General features: G+C 68.9%; 14 protein-coding genes. 2 read left to right on the forward strand and 12 right to left on the reverse strand.

Annotation, left to right across the window (positions count from 1 at the left end):
• Nucleotide 1: 1 nt before the first annotated feature.
• The 8 genes from QM568_RS13010 to QM568_RS13045 are packed head-to-tail and all read right to left on the reverse strand — an operon-like array spanning nt 2 to nt 9,526.
• A complete protein-coding gene (locus tag QM568_RS13010) occupies nt 2-1,915 on the reverse strand; it encodes a glycoside hydrolase family 127 protein (protein ID WP_415139516.1) in 1,914 nt (637 codons plus the stop codon).
• On the reverse strand, nt 1,912-2,928 hold the full coding sequence (locus QM568_RS13015; protein WP_415139518.1) for an arabinan endo-1,5-alpha-L-arabinosidase: 1,017 nt from the start codon (nt 2,926-2,928) through the stop codon (nt 1,912-1,914). Before QM568_RS13015 ends, QM568_RS13010 begins: the two co-directional genes overlap by 4 nt.
• Nucleotides 2,928-4,427 carry an alpha-N-arabinofuranosidase gene (locus QM568_RS13020; RefSeq protein WP_415139520.1) on the reverse strand — a complete coding sequence of 500 codons (1,500 nt, stop codon included), beginning with the start codon at nt 4,425-4,427 and terminating at the stop codon, nt 2,928-2,930. The genes QM568_RS13015 and QM568_RS13020 overlap by 1 nt, the downstream gene beginning before the upstream one ends.
• Nucleotides 4,424-5,053 (reverse strand): YesL family protein, encoded by a 630-nt coding sequence (locus tag QM568_RS13025; protein WP_415139522.1) that lies wholly within the window; start codon nt 5,051-5,053, stop codon nt 4,424-4,426. Before QM568_RS13025 ends, QM568_RS13020 begins: the two co-directional genes overlap by 4 nt.
• The gene (locus tag QM568_RS13030) at nt 5,050-6,333 is read right to left on the reverse strand and encodes an arabinan endo-1,5-alpha-L-arabinosidase (protein ID WP_415139524.1); all 1,284 of its coding nucleotides are present in this window, start codon (nt 6,331-6,333) and stop codon (nt 5,050-5,052) included. The genes QM568_RS13025 and QM568_RS13030 overlap by 4 nt, the downstream gene beginning before the upstream one ends.
• On the reverse strand, nt 6,330-7,235 hold the full coding sequence (locus QM568_RS13035; RefSeq protein WP_415139526.1) for a carbohydrate ABC transporter permease: 906 nt from the start codon (nt 7,233-7,235) through the stop codon (nt 6,330-6,332). The genes QM568_RS13030 and QM568_RS13035 overlap by 4 nt, the downstream gene beginning before the upstream one ends.
• A 7-nt stretch (nt 7,236-7,242) precedes the next feature.
• Nucleotides 7,243-8,148, reverse strand: a complete 906-nt coding sequence (locus tag QM568_RS13040; RefSeq protein WP_415139528.1) for a carbohydrate ABC transporter permease — start codon at nt 8,146-8,148, stop codon at nt 7,243-7,245.
• Nucleotides 8,149-8,203: 55 nt separating this feature from the next.
• A complete protein-coding gene (locus QM568_RS13045) occupies nt 8,204-9,526 on the reverse strand; it encodes an ABC transporter substrate-binding protein (RefSeq protein ID WP_415139530.1) in 1,323 nt (440 codons plus the stop codon).
• Between the two features lie 227 nt (nt 9,527-9,753).
• Between QM568_RS13045 and QM568_RS13050 the strand changes: the two genes are divergently transcribed.
• Nucleotides 9,754-12,126, forward strand: coding sequence for a LamG-like jellyroll fold domain-containing protein (locus tag QM568_RS13050; RefSeq protein ID WP_415139532.1), 2,373 nt, complete (start codon nt 9,754-9,756; stop codon nt 12,124-12,126).
• 52 nt (nt 12,127-12,178) lie between these two features.
• On the opposite strand, the gene QM568_RS13055 is transcribed toward QM568_RS13050, so the two are convergent.
• The 3 genes from QM568_RS13055 to QM568_RS13065 all read right to left on the reverse strand — a co-directional run bounded on the left by QM568_RS13055 (nt 12,179) and on the right by QM568_RS13065 (nt 14,872).
• The gene (locus QM568_RS13055) at nt 12,179-12,838 is read right to left on the reverse strand and encodes a methionine ABC transporter permease (RefSeq protein WP_415139534.1); all 660 of its coding nucleotides are present in this window, start codon (nt 12,836-12,838) and stop codon (nt 12,179-12,181) included.
• Nucleotides 12,838-13,881 carry a methionine ABC transporter ATP-binding protein gene (locus QM568_RS13060; RefSeq protein WP_415139537.1) on the reverse strand — a complete coding sequence of 348 codons (1,044 nt, stop codon included), beginning with the start codon at nt 13,879-13,881 and terminating at the stop codon, nt 12,838-12,840. The genes QM568_RS13055 and QM568_RS13060 overlap by 1 nt, the downstream gene beginning before the upstream one ends.
• Before the next feature lie 76 nt (nt 13,882-13,957).
• Entirely contained in the window at nt 13,958-14,872 is a 915-nt protein-coding gene (locus QM568_RS13065; RefSeq protein ID WP_415139539.1) for a MetQ/NlpA family ABC transporter substrate-binding protein, read from the reverse strand.
• Nucleotides 14,873-14,940: 68 nt separating this feature from the next.
• Here QM568_RS13065 and QM568_RS13070 point away from each other — a divergent pair, with 68 nt between their 5' ends.
• Entirely contained in the window at nt 14,941-15,951 is a 1,011-nt protein-coding gene (locus tag QM568_RS13070) for a L,D-transpeptidase (protein WP_415139541.1), read from the forward strand.
• Between the two features lie 78 nt (nt 15,952-16,029).
• Here the strand turns inward: QM568_RS13070 and QM568_RS13075 are convergent.
• Nucleotides 16,030-16,896 (reverse strand): ABC transporter permease (locus QM568_RS13075; protein WP_415139543.1); only part of this gene is annotated, 867 nt, incomplete at its 5' end.

Consider the following 16,896-nt stretch of genomic DNA (forward strand, 5'->3'; position numbering starts at 1 on the left):
TTCAGAGGACGGGAAGCCAGACGCGCATGGCGCCGGGTTCGCGATTGCCCCACAGGGCGTACGGGACGAGGACGGTGTCGAAGGATTCCCCGGCCGGCGTGGACGCTGCGCGCACCGGGTAGGGCTCGCCTGCCCGTCGGCGCACCCGCCCGCGCGCACGGAGGGACGGGGCCCGCCAGCCATCGAGATCAACGATCGGATCGGCGACGCACGGCACGGCATCCGGGTCCACGATCACGTCCTCCAGCTCGACGCCCGCGGGAAGATCCGCCTGTTCGAGGCAGTAGACCACAGGGCCACGAGTGACGGCGACCGTCCCTCGGGACGCGTCCAGGTGCGGATGCGGGTCGCGCACGCGCACCGGCATCGCCGCATCCAGCACGATGCTCCGAACCGGCGCATCCCGCCCGTCAACCACGAGATACCCTTCCGGCGACCGGCGCGGCGCAGCCGGCGAGCCGTCGATGAGAATCATCGCCTCGTCCGCCCACCCCGGCATCCGCACCTCCACGACGCCGCCGAAGGGTTCGTCGAAGTCCAGCACGGCGCCGGCCTGCCACGGGTATTCGGTGCGGATGCGCAGCAGTCCCGTCCCCACCCCGGCTCGGGCGAGATCGATCTCCGCATCGGCCAGCAGGTGCAGCCGCAGTCGCCCGGCCTCATCCGCCGCCGTGCTGGCGATGTAGTGCTGCAGCGACGACACCAGCCGTGCCAGGTTCGGCGGGCAGCAGGCGCAGTCATACCAGCCCACGCGCCGCGACGGCGCCTGCTCGTGCTCGCCGTCGCGGCGGGTGCGCAGCTGCAGCGGGTTGGAGTAGAAGAAGTGCTCCCCGTCGAGCGAGGTCGACTCAGCGATCGCGTTCACCAGAGCCCGCTCCATCTCGTCGGCATACGTCGATCGACCCGTGGCGAGCAGCAGGCGCCAGGAGAGGTGGAAGCCGGCGATCGAGGCGCAGGTCTCGGCGTACGCCCGGTCGGGCGGCAGCTCGAACGGGTCGCCGAAGGCCTCGTCCCGGTGCCGGGAGCCGAGTCCGCCGGTGATGTACTGCTTCTCGCGGAACGCGCTGCTCCAGATCCGCTCTGTCGCCCGAGCCACCTCGGCCTCCCCGATCTCGCAGGCCACGTCCGCCGCGCCCGCGGCGAGGTACAGCTGGCGCACGGCGTGCCCGGTGGCATCGGTCACCTGCCGCACCGGCTCATGGTCCTGGAAGTAGTGGTAGCCGAAACGATCCTCGCCGACACTGCGGTGCCCGCGGCGATCGATGAACTCCTGCGCCAGCGCGAGATGGCGCCCGTCGCCGGTCAGCCGGTGCAGCTCGACCAGGGCCGTTTCGATCTCAGGGTGTCCGCAGACGACGCGTTCGCCGCCAGGGCCGAAGCGCTCGTCGACGAGATCGACGAAGCGCAGCCCGATCTCCAGCAGGTCGCGCCGTCCGAGAGTGCGCGCCCAGGCGATGCCCGCCTGCAGCAAGTGGCCGAGGCAGTACAGCTCGTGTCCCCAGCGGAAGTCGGCGAACACGCGGTCGGGCTCGACGGTCTGGAAGAACGAGTTCAGGTAGCCGTCCTCGCGCTGCGCCCGGCGCAGCAGTGCGACGGTGTCGTCGACGAAGGGTCCGAACTCGGCGATGTCGCTGCGCGCGGCCTCCCAGCCGATCGCCTCGAGCACCTTGTAGATGTCGGAGTCGGAGAAGTGGAATCCGGTGAAGGGGTCGTCGCACTCGCCGCTGGCGCGCCGCATGTTGGGCAGCGCGCCGCCGGATTCGAGCTGACGGATGCAGTGCCGGAGCGTTGCCGTCCTGTTCCGGTGCTGCCAGGCGCCGAGCATCCCTCCGGCGGTCAGCCGTACCGCATCCAGCGGCAGCGGGCGATCGGCAAGGCACGCGGATGCCGTCGGCGCGACGGGACCGTTGATCACTGATCTTCTCGTTCCGGCCAGGCGACCGTCGGCCATCCGTCCTCCCACACGATCGGCAGCAGCCCGAGGCGGAACTGACCGTCGGCGGCGCGGTCGTACCAGTGGAACGCCAGCAGCCCGCCAGAGACGGACTGCCCGCCAGGGCCGATCGCGTCGCCCTCTGTGCCCAGCACGATCGTGCCGCCGTCGTCCAGCAGCTCCCCGCCGTTGCGGTCGAGATAGGGTCCTGTGACCGATTGCGAACGGCCGACGATGATCTCGTAGGTGCTGTTCACCCCCCGGCAGCACAGCCCGCGAGAGGCGAACAGATAGAAGGAGCCGTCGTGGGCGACGATGTAGGGCGCCTCGATGGCGTTGTCCACGAGGCCCCTGTCGGCGATCGGCAGGGGGTCGGACGAGTCGGCGCGCAACCCGCTCGGCCACTCCAGCGGCACGATCTTCAACCCGGACTCCCACGAGCCGAAGCTCATCCACGGGCGGCCGTCGGCGTCCTCGACGATGCCGGGGTCGATGGCGTTGAAGTCGGTTCCTGCCGATGAGATGACCTCGCCCTGATCGACCCACTCGTAGTCGGGGTCGTCGGGGTCGAGGGTCGTGTTGGTCGCCAGGGCGATGAGGGAGTCGTTCCTGCCGAACACGGATGCCGAGTAGTACAGGTACCACGTGCCGTCGTGCTCGTACAGCTCCGGCGCCCACAGGTTGTCGACCCCGTCGATGCGCTCGGTGATCCAGGCGGGCTTCGTGTCCCAGACCTCGCCGACGTACTCCCACTCAGCGCCGTCGTCAGAGCGGCGGATCTGGATGTTGCCGTCTGCGATCTGCCCGTTTCCGGTGGAGTAGATGAACGACGCCTCGCCGTCTTCGCCTGCGACGAATGCGGGATCGTGCACGAAGACGTCGCCGGTGAGCAGCGGCGCCGCAGGCGCCGATGCACAGCCGGTCACCGTCGCCGCGACGAGCGCGAGGGCGGCGCTGAGAACAGCGCCGCCCCGGCGGACACGCACGCCGCGCATCAGCGGAGCGCGAGCGCCGACCAGGAGACCGGCGGCAACGTCACGGTGAGCACGCCGTCGGCGAGGACGGCGCCGTCGAGGGTCTTCAGCCCGACCCGGTTCTGATCGGCCAGCGTGTTCTTCGCGTACACGTCCTCGTCCCACAGCGTGACGGCCTCGGTGATCTGCGTCGTGCCCAGCTCAGCGAGATGGATGCTCACCTCGATGGCCTCGGTCTGGCTGCGGTTCACGAGGAACACCGCTGCGGAGCCGTCATCGACGGTGACGACCGCGTCGACCAGCGGCGCAGCCCCGTACACCGCGGTGTCGTAGCTGCCGACATCGATGCGCGGCTTCAGCACCTCTCCCGACGCAAGGCGGGAGGTCACCGAGAACGGGAAGAACGTGGTCTGCCGCCAGGCGCCGCCGCCCGGCTCGGTCATGATCGGCGCGATCACGTTGACGAGCTGCGCGAGAGACGCAGAGGCGACCCGGTCGTGGTTCTTCAGCAGGGTGATCATCAGGTTGCCGAGCACCACGGCATCCGCCACCGAGTAGACGTCCTCGAGCTGACGGGGCGCATAGCGCCACTCGTCGTTGACCTCGTCCGACTCGCGGTGCTCATCGAGGTACCAGATGTTCCACTCGTCGAAGGAGAGCTTGATCTTCTTCTTGCTCTTGAGCTTGTTGCCGACGTGGTCGGCCGTGGAGACGACGGTCTCGATGAAGTACTGCATGTCCAGCGACGACGCCAGGTACGAGGCGAGGTCTCCGCCGCGCTCCTGGTAGTACGCGTGGCAGGAGACGAAGTCGACGTGCTCGTAGGCATGCTCGAGCACCGTGCGCTCCCACTCGCCGAAGGTCGGCATCGACGAACCGCTGGAGCCGCAGACCACGAGCTCCAGCGAGCGGTCGGCTGCCTTCATCGCCTGTGCGGTGCGGGCGGCCAGCTTGCCGTAGTCGTCGGCGGTCATGTACCCGGTCTGCCAGGGGCCGTCCATCTCGTTGCCAAGGCACCACATCTTGATGTTGTGCGGCTCCACCGTGCCGTTGGCGATCCGCTGGTCGCTCAGAGCCGTGCCGGAGGGGTGGTTGCAGTACTCGAGAAGGTCGAGCGCCGCCTCGATGCCGCGGGTGCCGAGGTTCACAGCCATCATGAGCTCGGATCCGGTGAGCTTCAGCCAGCGGGCGAACTCGTCAACGCCGACCTGGTTCGTCTCCAGCGAGTGCCAGGCGAGATCCCGGCGCACCGGACGCTCCTCACGCGGGCCGACCGAGTCCTCCCAGCGGAAGCCGGAGACGAAGTTGCCACCGGGATAGCGGATCGTGGTCGCACCGAGCTCGCGGACCAGGTCGACGACGTCCAACCGGAAGCCGTCTTCGTTCGCGGTCGGATGGCCGGGCTCGTAGATGCCGTCGTAGACGCATCGGCCGAGGTGCTCGACGAACGATCCGAAGATGCGGCGGTCGATCGGCGCGACGACCGCGTCGCGGGAGATGGTGATGCGGGCGTTGGTCACGAGAGGACTCCTTGGTGGGTGAGAGACGGCAGCCGGGCGGCGCCGAGGCGTTCGAGGCTGCGGTCGATGAGGCGGCAGCAGAGGACAAGAGGCAGGGATGCGCCGACGAGCGGTGCCAGGACGGGGGCGACGAGCATGACGGCGACGGTCGCGACGAGAGTCGCCAGCACCGCGGCGGCGAGGCCGGGCGAGACGAGGGTCAGCACGAGTCCGAAGCGGGCGACGGCGAGGGGTCGGTCGTCGTAGCGGGTCAGCAGGATGACGGTGAGGGATGCCGAGACCACCGTGACGGCGGCGACCGCCCCGGTGAGCACCAGCAGCACGGCACCGGCGGGCCCCGGCAGCGCGGGGATGACGACGGCGTCGGCCACGATGAGGACGGCGGCGAAGCCGAAGGGCGATCCGGCCAGGTTCGCGTCGCGGAACCGGCCGCGGTACGCCGCGAGGAACGGCCGGACGATGCCCGCATCGCGGTCGGCGCGCAGCACCGTCGCGCCGGCGACGAGCGCCGGCATCAAGCCGAAGACGCCGAGCCCGCAGGCGATGCCTGCGATGATCAGCAGGTTGATCAGCACGAGATCGGTGACGATCTGCAGCATCCGCATGACGCGGCCGGACCAGCTCATGGCTTCACCTCGCGGAATCCTGACCACACGACACCGTCGGGTGCGATCCCGGAGATCGCGAGCACGGTGCGCTGCCGGGCGGGGTCCCAGGCGCCGAACACGACGGCATCAAGGCAGAGCCCGCCCTCCGCGGTGCGCAGGGTGACGGTCGCGGCCACCGGGTCGCCTGCCGTCTCGATATCGGCGACGACATCGACCTCGACGGACTCGACCACACCTGCCGTGTCCGGATCGAAGCGGACGATGTGCCATCGGCCGGTCGCGGATGCAGCGGAGCCGAACCGCTCGCGCTCGCGCCCCGCGAACGGGAGCGGGCTCACCACGGGCCACCCCGACGCGGTCCACAGCACCCGCCGGATCTGCGCGGCGTGGCTGGTCGGCGCCTCGGCGAAACGCACGTGATGCACCATGAAGGTGTCATCGCCGTCGCTGAAGATCGAGTTGTGCCCTGGGGCGATGAAGCCCTCTCCCCCCGTGAAGCGGTATCCGCCGAGCACCTTCGTGCCGACGAGGTGCGCCTCCTCAGCGCCGGGCGCTGCGAGGTCGCGGCCGAGGCGGTCGCGATAGGGTCCGGTGACCTCGTCGGCGATGCCCACGCGCACGCTGTAGGTGTCGACGAGGGAATCGTAGGAGCAGAACAGCACGTACTCGCCGTCTCGGCGCAGCACGTACGCGCCCTCGATGGCCCCGTCGACGCTCTGCGGGCGCCGGGCGATGGTGCGCACCGGTTCGCCCGCCGGCACCAGACCGGTATCCGGATCGAGGCGGACGGCCTGGATGCCGCCCCAGAACGAGCCGTAGATCAGCCATGGCAGCTCATCGCGATCGCGCACGATGGCGGCGTCGATCGCGTTGTGCCCGTCGCGCTCATCGTGCGTGGCGACGACGATGCCGCGGTCGGTCCAGGGGCCCGACGGCGACGGTGCGACGGCGAGGCCGATCGCGGAGGTCCGCGAGCCGAACGTCGAGGCCGAGTAGTACATCCGCCAGCGCTCCGCGTCGGCGCCGACCGGCCAGCGCAGCACCTCAGGCGCCCAGAGGCCCGACGCCCCGCTCCATTGTCCGGCCGGAGCGGGCACCCCGTCCAGAGCGGTGCCGGCGAAGGTCCACTCCACGAGGTCTGCGGAGGTGCGCACGTGCACGCCGGTAGGAATCTCGTCGACGCCGTCAGCGGCATCCGTCGAGAACATGTACCAGGTGCCGTCCTCTCCGCGCACGACTGTCGGGTCGTGCGCATTGCGCAGACCCCAGTCCTGCGCGATGTCGGTCAGCGATGTCATCCCTTCGCCCCCGTAAGGGCCACTGACTCGATGATCTGCCGCTGGAAGACGACGAACACGACCAGCACGGGAATCAGCGCGATGAACGACGCCGCCATGATGAGCGGGTAGTCGGTCTGGCTCGCATAGGTGGCGTTGAAGCTGGCGATGACCAGCTGCAATGTCTGCTTCTCCGGCGAGTTCAAGTAGATGATCGGGGCGAGGTAGTCGTTCCACACCGCCATGAACCAGAGGATGAACTGGGCGGCGATCGCCGGGCGGATGGCAGGGAAGATCAGCGAGAAGAAGATCCGCAGGTACCCGGCGCCGTCGAGCTTGGCGGCCTCGATGATCGAATCGGGCACCGAGTCGAGGTACTGCTTGAGGAAGAAGATCATCACGATGTTGCCGAACAGCCCTGGCAGGATCAGCGGCCACAGCGTGTCGACGAGCCCTGCGTCGCCGAACATCTTGAACTGCGGGATCATGATCGTCGGGAACGGGATCATGATCGCCGCCAGCAGCACGAGGAACAGCACGTCCTTGAAGGGCAGGCGCATCTTCGCGAAGGCGAAGGCCGCGATCGAACTGGTGATCGTGCCGATCACCGTGACGCTCGCAGAGACGATGACGCTGTTCAGGATGCCGGTGGCCAGGGGCCCCGCTTCCCACACCCGCAGGTAGTTCCCCCACTCCATCGGGTCGGGGATCCACTGCGGCGGCAGGGCGAACACGGCTTCGCGGGTCTTCAGCGAGGTACTGAAGGTCCACAGCAGCGGAGCGATCATCACGATGCCGCCGATGGAAAGCAGGATCGTCACGATCACGTTCGTCAGTCGGTAGCGCCGAGAGCGCATTCCGACCTGGGAGGAGCCTGCGAGGTCGACGCCAGGCGCCGTCAGAAGCTGAGTCTGGGTTGTCATTGCGGCCTCACTCGATCGAGAAGTCGGATCGGCGGTTGATCTGGAACTGGATCGCGGTGATGACGAACACCAGCAGACCGAGCACGACGCTCATCGCCGTGGCGTAGCCCATGTCCAGATAGTTGAAGGCCTTCTGCCAGATGTACCAGACGATGGATGCCGTGGAGAACTCGGGTCCGCCGGACGGGGTCATGATGTTGATCTCGATGAAGATCTGCGCGCCGCCGATGATGCTGGTCACGACGATGAAGAAGGTCACCGGCTTCAGCATCGGCACCGTGATGTGCCAGAACTGGTTCACGGGGCCCGCGCCGTCGATGGCGGCCGCCTCGTACAGATGCCGTGGCACGGACTGCAGCGCGGCCAGGTACAGCAGCATCGAGAAGCCCAGGCCCTTCCAGACCGCCATGATGATGATGGCGGGCTTGGCGGTGTCCGCGTTCTGCAGCCAGTTGGGCCCGTCGATGCCGACCATCGCGAGTGCCTGGTTGATGAGCCCGAAGTCGCCGTTGTACGCCCACTGCCAGAGGATCGCCACCGCGGCGAGCGAGGAGATCACCGGCACGTAGTACACGGTGCGGAAGAAGTGCGTGCCGCGCATCCTCCGGTTCAGCGCGAGCGCGAGCAGCAACGAGAGCACCAGGCCGATCGGGATGCCGATCATCATGAAGACGGTGTTCCCCATCGCCTGCCAGAAGTTGGGGTCATCCGCCATCTCGAAGTAGTTCTCGAGTCCGTTGAAGACCGGATCGCTCAGGCCGTTCCACTTCGTGAACGAGGTGTACACGGCGAACAGCAGCGGGTAGCCGGTGAAGATCAGGAACCCGATCACCGGGAGGGCGACGAACGCGAGGGCGGTGAGGTGTTCGCGCCGGTGCAGACGTGACCGGCGCCGCGCGAGTACGGAGCTCATGCTGGTATCCCTTCGGGGGTCGCCGGGGCGGCGGACAGGCCGCCCCGGCGATCGATCAACCGATTCCGGCGTCCTTGTTCGCCTTGTCGAGCAGCTCCTGCATGCGCGGCTGCACCTCGTCGAGGTACTCCTTCGCGGTCTGCTCGCCGTCCAGCACGGGCTGGATGCCCTTCCACAGCTCGTCGTACCACTCGGCGCTGTACGTGTTGTTCGCCGGCAGCGCACGACCGTAGTCCTGGACGATCTGCAGGAACTCCTCACGGTTCTCCGGCGGCAGGGTCGACTCGGTCTTCCACTTCTCTGCCATGTCGATCAGGTTCGGCACCTGCACGCCCGCGTCGACCAGAGACTGCTGCGCGTCGACGTTGGTGGAGAGGTAGATCGCCAGATCGGCGGCGAGCTCGGGGTTCTTGGTGGTCTCCGAGACGGCGATGCCCAGCGTTCCGGTCCAGGTGGCCGGCTTGCCGGTCTTGCCGACCGGGTAGGGGATCAGATCCCACTCGAAGTCGAGCTTCTCGTAGGTGGGCACGTCCCACGGGCCCACAGGGAAGAAGCCGATCTGCCCCTGCATCCAGCGCTGGTAGGTGTCCAGCGTCTGCGCGTCGGAGACCGAGGGGGTGACGCCGTGCTTCGGGCCCATGTCGGCGAAGAACTGCAGCGCCTCGACGAACTCGGGGCTGTTGACCGTGACCTCGGTGCGGTCATCGTTGACCCAGTCGCCGCCGTTGGACCACACGAACGACTGCAGATTCCAGACCACGTTCAGGCCGGTGCCCCACTGGTCGAGTGTGCCGTCGCCGTTGGTGTCCTTGGTGAGCTGCTTGGCGACGTCGATGAACTCGTCCCAGGTGTAGGGCTTGTCCTTGTCGGGCAGGGGAATCCCGGCCGCCTCGAACATCGTCTTGTTGTAGCCGAAGGAGAACGGGCCGACGTCCTTGGGCATCGCGTAGATCGGGCCCTGACCCATGAGCTTGCCGTCGAAGCGGTAGCTGTCCACGCCGTAGGCCCAGACGTTGTCGAGGTCGGCTGAGGCCTCGACCTCCTTGGTGATGTCCTTGATGATGCCGCTGCCGACGTAGGCCTGGACGCTACCCGGGTCGACGTAGAAGACGTCGGGGATCTGCCGGCCGGTGATGGCCGCCTTGAGCTTGGTGGAGTACTCCTCGGCCGTCGTCATGATGATCTTGACGTCGACGTCGTTGGCCTTCTCGAACTCCTCGATGGCCGCCGTGTACGCCGCCTTCTCGGCATCGCTGCCGCGGAACATGAAGGTGAGCGTGTCGCCGCCTCCATCTCCGCCGGTGCCTGCGGAGCATCCGGTGATGGTCGCTGCGGCAAGGGCGATGGCGCCTGCGGCGGCTAGGGTCCGTGACTTCATTGTGCTGTGTCCTCTCGGGAGCTGACTGCGGTGTCGTCCCACTCAATGCCGTTGAGTGTCGGGTTTACAACGCTGCTTACAACGTTGTAAAAGCGATCATGGCGCATAACCGCCGGTCTGTCAACACCACCTCGTCACTCTTGCGCATCTCATTTACAACGATATAGATTCTGACAGCGCCCCGGGCGCACCCCGCACTGTCCAACGAAGAACAGGAACCGGACCGCATGCCCCCACGTCTTCCCCGCCTCGCGCTCGCAGCTCCCCTCGCCGGAATCCTCCTGGCGAGCATGCTCGTCGCCGCACCGGCATCCGCCCATCCCGGCAGCACCAGCCCCTCCCCTCCCTCCTTCGACGACGTCACCGTGCACGATCCATCGATCGTGACCTCGGGCGAGGACATCTGGATCTTCGGATCGCACGGCGCCTCTGCGCACACCACCGATCTGATGTCGTGGGAGCAGCACACCGTCGACCTGTCACAGAACGCCGACAACGCACTGTTCGACGACATCTACACCGAGCTCGCCGAGACCTTCGAGTGGGCGCGCACGTCGACGCTGTGGGCGTCCGATGTCATCCAGCTGCCCGATGGCCGCTTCGCGATGTACTACAACGCCTGCGAGGGCTCGTCCCCGCGGTCGGCCCTGGGGCTCGCGACCTCCGCCGCCGTCGACGGGCCCTACGAGAACCAAGGCATCCTGCTGAAGTCCGGGATGGCCGGCGAGAGCGAGAACCCCGGCGAGACCTACGATGCGCGCGTGCATCCCAACGCCGTCGACCCCGATGCCTTCTTCGATGCCAAGGGAAACATGTGGATGGTGTACGGCTCGTACTCCGGCGGCATCCGCATTCTCAAGATGGACAAGACCACTGGGCTCCCGCTGCCAGGCCAGGGCTACGGGAAGCACCTCGTCGGCGGGAACCACAGCCGCATCGAGGCCCCCACGATCCAGTACGACGCCGCAACCGGCTACTACTACCTCTATCTGTCCTTCGGCGGGCTGGACGTCAGCGGCGGCTACGACGTGCGCGTCGCCCGCTCGAAGAAGCCGGACGGCCCCTATCTCGACGCTGCGGGAAACGACATGGCCGCGGTGAAGGCGGATGCTTCGCAGCCCCTGTTCGACGACGCATCCATCCAGCCGTACGGCACGAAGCTGATGGGCGGGCATCTGTTCGCCCGCGAGCTCGGCGACCCCGGCTCCGGAGCCGGCGTCGGCTACGTCTCCCCCGGTCACACGTCCTGGTACAAGGATGCCGCAGGGCGGATGTTCCTGATCTTCCACGCCCGCTTCCCCGGCACCGGGGAGCTGCACCAGGTGCGCGTGCATCAGATGTGGATGAACACCGACGGCTGGCCGGTCGTCTCGCCGATGCGCTACGCCGGCGAGACAGCGAGGCGCGTCAGCGCGCTGGATGTGATCGGCGAGTGGGACCTCGTGCGGCCCTCGAAGGACATCACCGCGACGCCGGCGGTTTCCGGCGAGGTGCAGCTCACACTGCTCGGCACGGTGCGCGGTGCCGCCAGCGGAACCTGGCGGCTCACCGGGGCGAACACCGCCACCCTGAAGCTGGACGGCGAGGTCTACCGCGGCCGCTTCGTCCCGATCTGGGATCCGATGCTGAACGCCTGGTCGACGGGGTTCACCGCCGTGTCTCAGAGCGGCAAGAGCGTGTGGGCGAAGAAGGACCCGCTGCGCCTGCCGAACCGGATCGTGCGCGCGGTGGCCGACGACATCGACCTCGGCGACACGAGCGCCGTCACCGCCGACCTCGCCCTGCCGACCACCGGCACGAAAGGCACGAAGATCTCCTGGACCTCCTCCGCCCCGTCGGTCGTGACGGCGACGGGCGCGGTGACCAGGCCAGGTATCGGCGAGCCGGATGCCACGGCGACGCTGACGGCCACCGTGCGGCTGGGCATCTTCACGCAGCGCCGCACGTACCCTGTAACAGTGATCGCCAGGACCCCGGCGGCGGAGGTCGGGTCGTGGTCGTTCGAGAACGACCTCGCCGAGCGCGAAGGGCGCTTCCCGGCATCCGCCACGACCGGCGCTCGCATCGACCTGCCCGGCACCGACGCCGCCTTCGTCGCCGACGGCGTCGCCGGCAGCGCCCTGCACCTCGACGGCACGGCGGGGGTCCGTCTGCCCGATGGGCTGATCTCCTCGCGCACGTACTCCGTCGCCCTGTGGCTGCGACCGGAGCAGCTCACCGCGTACACCACGGCATTCTTCGCCGCCGCCTCCCCCGATTCCTGGGTGAGCCTGGTGCCGCAGGGGCACGCCGGTGTCGGCGGCTCGACGATGCTGTGGTCCGGCGCGAACTGGTACGACGCCGGCACCGGGGTGTCGCTGCCCGTGAACGAGTGGTCGCATGTCGCCTTCGTCGTCGACAACGGCAGGGCCGACGTCTACGTCAACGGCGCGCTGAGGTTCACCGGCACCGGATTCCCCGATGCGGTCGGCTCGCCCTCGGTCATCAGCGCGATCGGGGTGAACTGGTGGGATGCCCCGTTCCAGGGCGACGTCGACGAGCTCACCGTGTGGTCCTCCGCGCTGAGCGCCCAGGAGGTCGCAGCACTGGCCGAACGCTGATCCGTCATGGCGGAGGGGGCGGTGCGCACCGCCCCCTCCGTCACGTCCGACGTCAGCGCCGCATGACCTTGCGCGCCAGCCGTGTGCCCAGCATCTGCACGAGATGCACGAAGACGACGATGAGCACGATGGCCGTCCACATGACGACCGGCTCGAACTGGCGGAAGCCGTAGATCTGCGCGAATGCACCGAGACCGCCGCCGCCGATGAGACCGGCCATCGCCGTCATGTCGATGAGCGCGACGACGATGAACGTGTAGCCGAGGATGAGCGGGCCGAGCGATTCGGGGATCGCGACGGTGAAGAGGATGCGCCATGGGCCCGCACCCATCGAGCGCGCCGCCTCGATCACGCCCGGTGAGACCGAGACGAGGTGCTGCTCGACGATGCGACCGATCGCGAAGGACGCCGCGAGGGCGATCATGAACGCGCCTGCGGTGGTGCCGATGCCGACCCCGACGACGACGCGCGCGAGCGGCTGGGCGACCGCGACGAAGAGCACGAACGGGATCGGGCGGAAGAAGTTCACGGCCAGGTTCGCGACGATCGACACGGCACGGTTCTCGGCGAGCCCGCCGGGGCGCGTGACGTAGAGGATGACGCCGATCGCGAGCCCGAGGACCCCGCCGAGCACGAGGGCGAAGGAGGTCATGTACAGGGTCTCGAGCGCGGCCTTCCACAGCTCGGGCCACAGTTCGTTCAGACGATCCATCAGCGGATCCCTTCCTCGGCGATGACGGTCACTTCGACGCGTTCGGCGATGCGCGCGAGCGTGCTGTCGATCGCCTCCGCGGCGCCCCGGATCGCCAGGGTGAGGTGCCCGAAGGCACGGCCGCGGATGTCGTTGATGCCCCCGTAGACGAGCTCGAAGTCCAGACCGGCCGCGGCGAGGTCGAGGAAGACCTGCGCCTGTGCCGAGTCGCCGTCGCGGAACGACAGGGTGACGAGCCTGCCCTCGTGCCTCTCCCGCAGCACCGCGAGCTCCGCAGGCGTCGGCACCCCCTTGACGACGGTGCCGACGAAACGCTGCGAAGCCGGGTTCTGCGGGGCCGAGAAGACGTCGAACACATCGCCCTGTTCGATCACCCGCCCGTGCTCCATCACGGCGACCTTGGTGGCAATGGTCTGGATGACGTCCATCTCGTGCGTGATCACGACGATCGTGACGCCCTGCTCCTCGTTCACCCGCTTGAGCAGGTCGAGCACCTCGTGCGTGGTCTGCGGGTCCAGGGCGCTCGTCGCCTCGTCGGCGAGGAGGATCGCGGGGCGGGTGGCCAGCGCGCGAGCGATGCCGACCCGCTGCTTCTGTCCGCCGGAGAGCTGATCGGGGTATGCCCTGGCCTTGTCGGCCAGGCCGACGAAGCCGAGCAGCTCGCTGACGCGAGCGTCGATATCGGTCTTCGACCAGCCGGCGAGGCGGAGCGGATAGGCGATGTTCGCCTTCACGGTCTTCGCCGCGAACAGGTTGAACTGCTGGAAGATCATGCCGATGCCGCCGCGCACGGCGCGCAGCTCGCGCTCCTTGAGCGCGGTGATGTCGACGCCGTCGACGGTGATCGTGCCGCTGGTGGCGGGCTCCAGGGCATTGATCAGCCGCACGAGGGTGGACTTTCCCGCCCCGGAGTATCCGATGATGCCGAAGACGTCGCCCTTCTCGATCGAGAGGGTCACGTCATCGACGGCGACCAGGTCTGCGGAACCGGGCGAACGAGACGGATATGCCTTTGAGACATTGCTGAGGGTGACGATCGACATGTGTGCTCCGGTGTTGCTGCTCGGGAAACCGAGAATCGGGTGACGCAGCGCGCCACCCGATTCTGTCAGTCGCAGGCTACTTCTGCGCTGCGGTGTCCTTCTCGACCTTCTCCAGCGACGCGACGAGGTCTTCGACCGGCGTCTGCAGCGCGACGGCGGTGTCACCCGACGACTCCAGCAGACCGGCCTGGACGTCGGCGTTGGTCTGGAAGATCTCGACGAGCTTCTTGTAGGTCTCGTTGTCGGCGTCCTCGGCGCGAGCCGCGAAGATGTTCACGTACGGCAGCGCGTTGGGGTCCTCGGGGTCGTCCTGCGCGATCGCGTCGGTGAAGGTCAGGCCGGCGTCCTCGACGAAGTCGTTGTTGATGATGGCCGCAGCCACGTCGGGCAGCGAGGTCGGCAGCAGCGCGGCCTCCAGAGCGGTGACGGTGACCTTGGACTTCTCGGTGTCGACGTCGGCGAGGTCGGAGAAGATCGTGCCGCCGCTCTTGAGCTCGACGAGGCCGGCCGACTGCAGCACGAGCAGGGCGCGCGCCTGGTTGGACGCGTCGTCGGGGACGGCGACGGTCTCGCCCTCGCCGATGCTGTCGACGTCGTCGTACTTCGTCGAGTAGAGGCCGAGCGGGTAGATCGCCGTGGAGCCGATCGGCACCAGGTCCTCGCCAGAGCTCACGTTGTAGTTGGCGAGGTAGACGATGTGCTGGAACTGGTTGAGGTCGATCTCGCCCTCGGTCAGCGCGGGGTTCGGCTGCTCGTAGGAGCCGAAGTCGACGAGCTCGACCGTGATGCCCTCCTCGGCGGCCGCCTCGACGAAGGGCTCCCACTGCGCGTCGCCCTTGCCGACGACGCCGATCGTGACCGTCGTGCCGGTCTCTTCGGCGCTCGAGCCGTCGGAGGACGGCGAATCGGATGCCGTGGCGCAGCCCGCGAGCGCGATGAAGAGCGGGGCCGCGGCGAGCGCGGCGATGATGGACGTGGTGCGACGAGACATGTGTTCCAGGTTTCCTCTCTCAGGGACCCTTCAACGCTAGGCAGGCCCCACCCGCAGACGGGAATCGAGTGTCATACTGCGTCACAGCCGGCGTCTCGGCGAAGGCGGCGCCGACGCACGGCGTGGCGCGCGGGTTCGACCTGCCGCAAGATGGAGGGGTGCACGCCGCCGACCCACACCTTCCCTCCGCGCGCCGGCGCGGCCGTCTGCGGTGGTGGCCGGCGGCAGCGGCGGGCGTGCTGCTCCTCGCCGCATCCGTCTTCCTCCTCTGGCCGCGGGCGGCGCCCGAGGAGACCGCGCCCGCACCGACGCCGACCGCGACGCAGACGCCGCCGCTCCCCTCGCCCACACCCACGCCGACCGGGTTCCCCGCCGACGAGGCCGTCCACGACACCTCGGGGCTCCCTCAGGTCGACGTGTTCGCCGTGATCCCGGCCCTCCCCGTCGACGCCGATCCCTCCGCGCCGTTCACCGGATGGGCGGCTCGCGCGACGGCCGAGTCGGCGCCGGTGTGGGCGGATCCCACGGGAGCCCCGGTCGCCGTGCTCCCCCGCGACTTCACGTTCGACGGCACCACCGTCGCGGTCGTCGAGAAGCAGGAGCACTGGCTGCGGGTGCTGCTCACCGGGCGGCAGGCGCTGCCCTCCACCGGGGATCCCGCGCAGCTGTCGGGCTGGGTGCGCACCGCCGACGTGGAGCTGACCCCCGTCGACGCGGTCGTCGAGGTGAGCCTGTCGGCGCGCACGATCGACATCGTCCGCGGCGACGCCCGCGAGCGCATCGCCACGGATTTCGCCTGGGGGACACCGGAGACGCCCACGCCGCTCGGCCGGTCGTTCATCATGATGACGAGGGCGATTCCCGAGTTCGGCTACACCCGCGGCAACCCGCTGATCTACCTGTCGGTGCAGTCCCCGACGCTCGACGGCTTCGGGGGCGACGCGGCCGCCGTCACCGCCTTCCACTACCACGACGCACGCAGCGGGGCGATCTCGAACGGATGCATCCGCCTCGACGCCGGCACCATCGCGACGCTGGCGCAGCTGCCCCAGGGAACCGGGGTGCGGATCCTGCCGTGAGGGCCGCCCTCCTCGGCGGGGACGCCGACGCCGCGCCGGGAGACCCGCCGGCCCGACCCGCGCGGTCCGGCATCCGCCTCAGACCGCCGACGCCGGGATGCTCACCTCGGCGTCCTCGCGCTCGGTCAGACCGCCGGCCCCGCGACGGCCGCGTCGCCGTCGCCGGAGTCCCGCGAGGGCGACCGCGAACACGGAGGTGAGCACCAGCGCGAGGGCGGGAGCGATCGTCGCCCAGGGTGCGCGCTCGACGTAATCGATGCCCTCCGAGAGCAGCAGCCCCCACTCCGGCAGCGGCGGCTGCGCGCCGAGGCCAAGGAACCCGAGCCCGGCGAGCGCGAGGGCCACGCCGGGGAGGCGCAGCATGCCGTGCCGCAGCAGGGCGGGCAGGGTTCCCGGCAGGATGTGCCGCACCCAGATCTCGAACCGCGACACCCCCGCGAGCGGCAGCCAGCGCACGTACGACAACGCCTGCGCCTCGTCGATCAGCGCCGCGGCGTGGGTCGTCAGCGGCGGCCAGGTCACCCAGAGCACGGCCAGCGCCGCGCCGCCGACCGACGGCCCGAGCAGGGCGGCGATGATGACGCCCGCGAGGATCGGCGGTGTCGCATTGGCGATCTCGGCAGGGCCGCGGGAGACCTCGCCGAGGACGGCGAGGAGGATGCCGACGAGGATCGCGCACAGCACGATGAGCACGGCGGGCGTGAGCGTGCCGATCGTGCCGTGCGCCACACGCGCCAGCAGGTCGCGCCCGCTGGCATCCGCGCCGAACGGCAGGGCGAAGCCGGGCGGAGCCAGCCTCGGATGCGCGATCGCGTACGGGTCGCGCGGCAGGCCGAAGGCGAGGATCGCCACGAGCCCGCCCAGGGTGATCCCGGCCGTCCAGCGCGCCACCCGGCCGTCGGTGCGCGCCTCCGGCGAAGCCGGCAGCGAGCCGGGCGGCAGCGG

The organism is Microbacterium sp., assembly GCF_047607465.1.
In the GTDB taxonomy this organism is placed as follows: domain Bacteria; phylum Actinomycetota; class Actinomycetes; order Actinomycetales; family Microbacteriaceae; genus Microbacterium.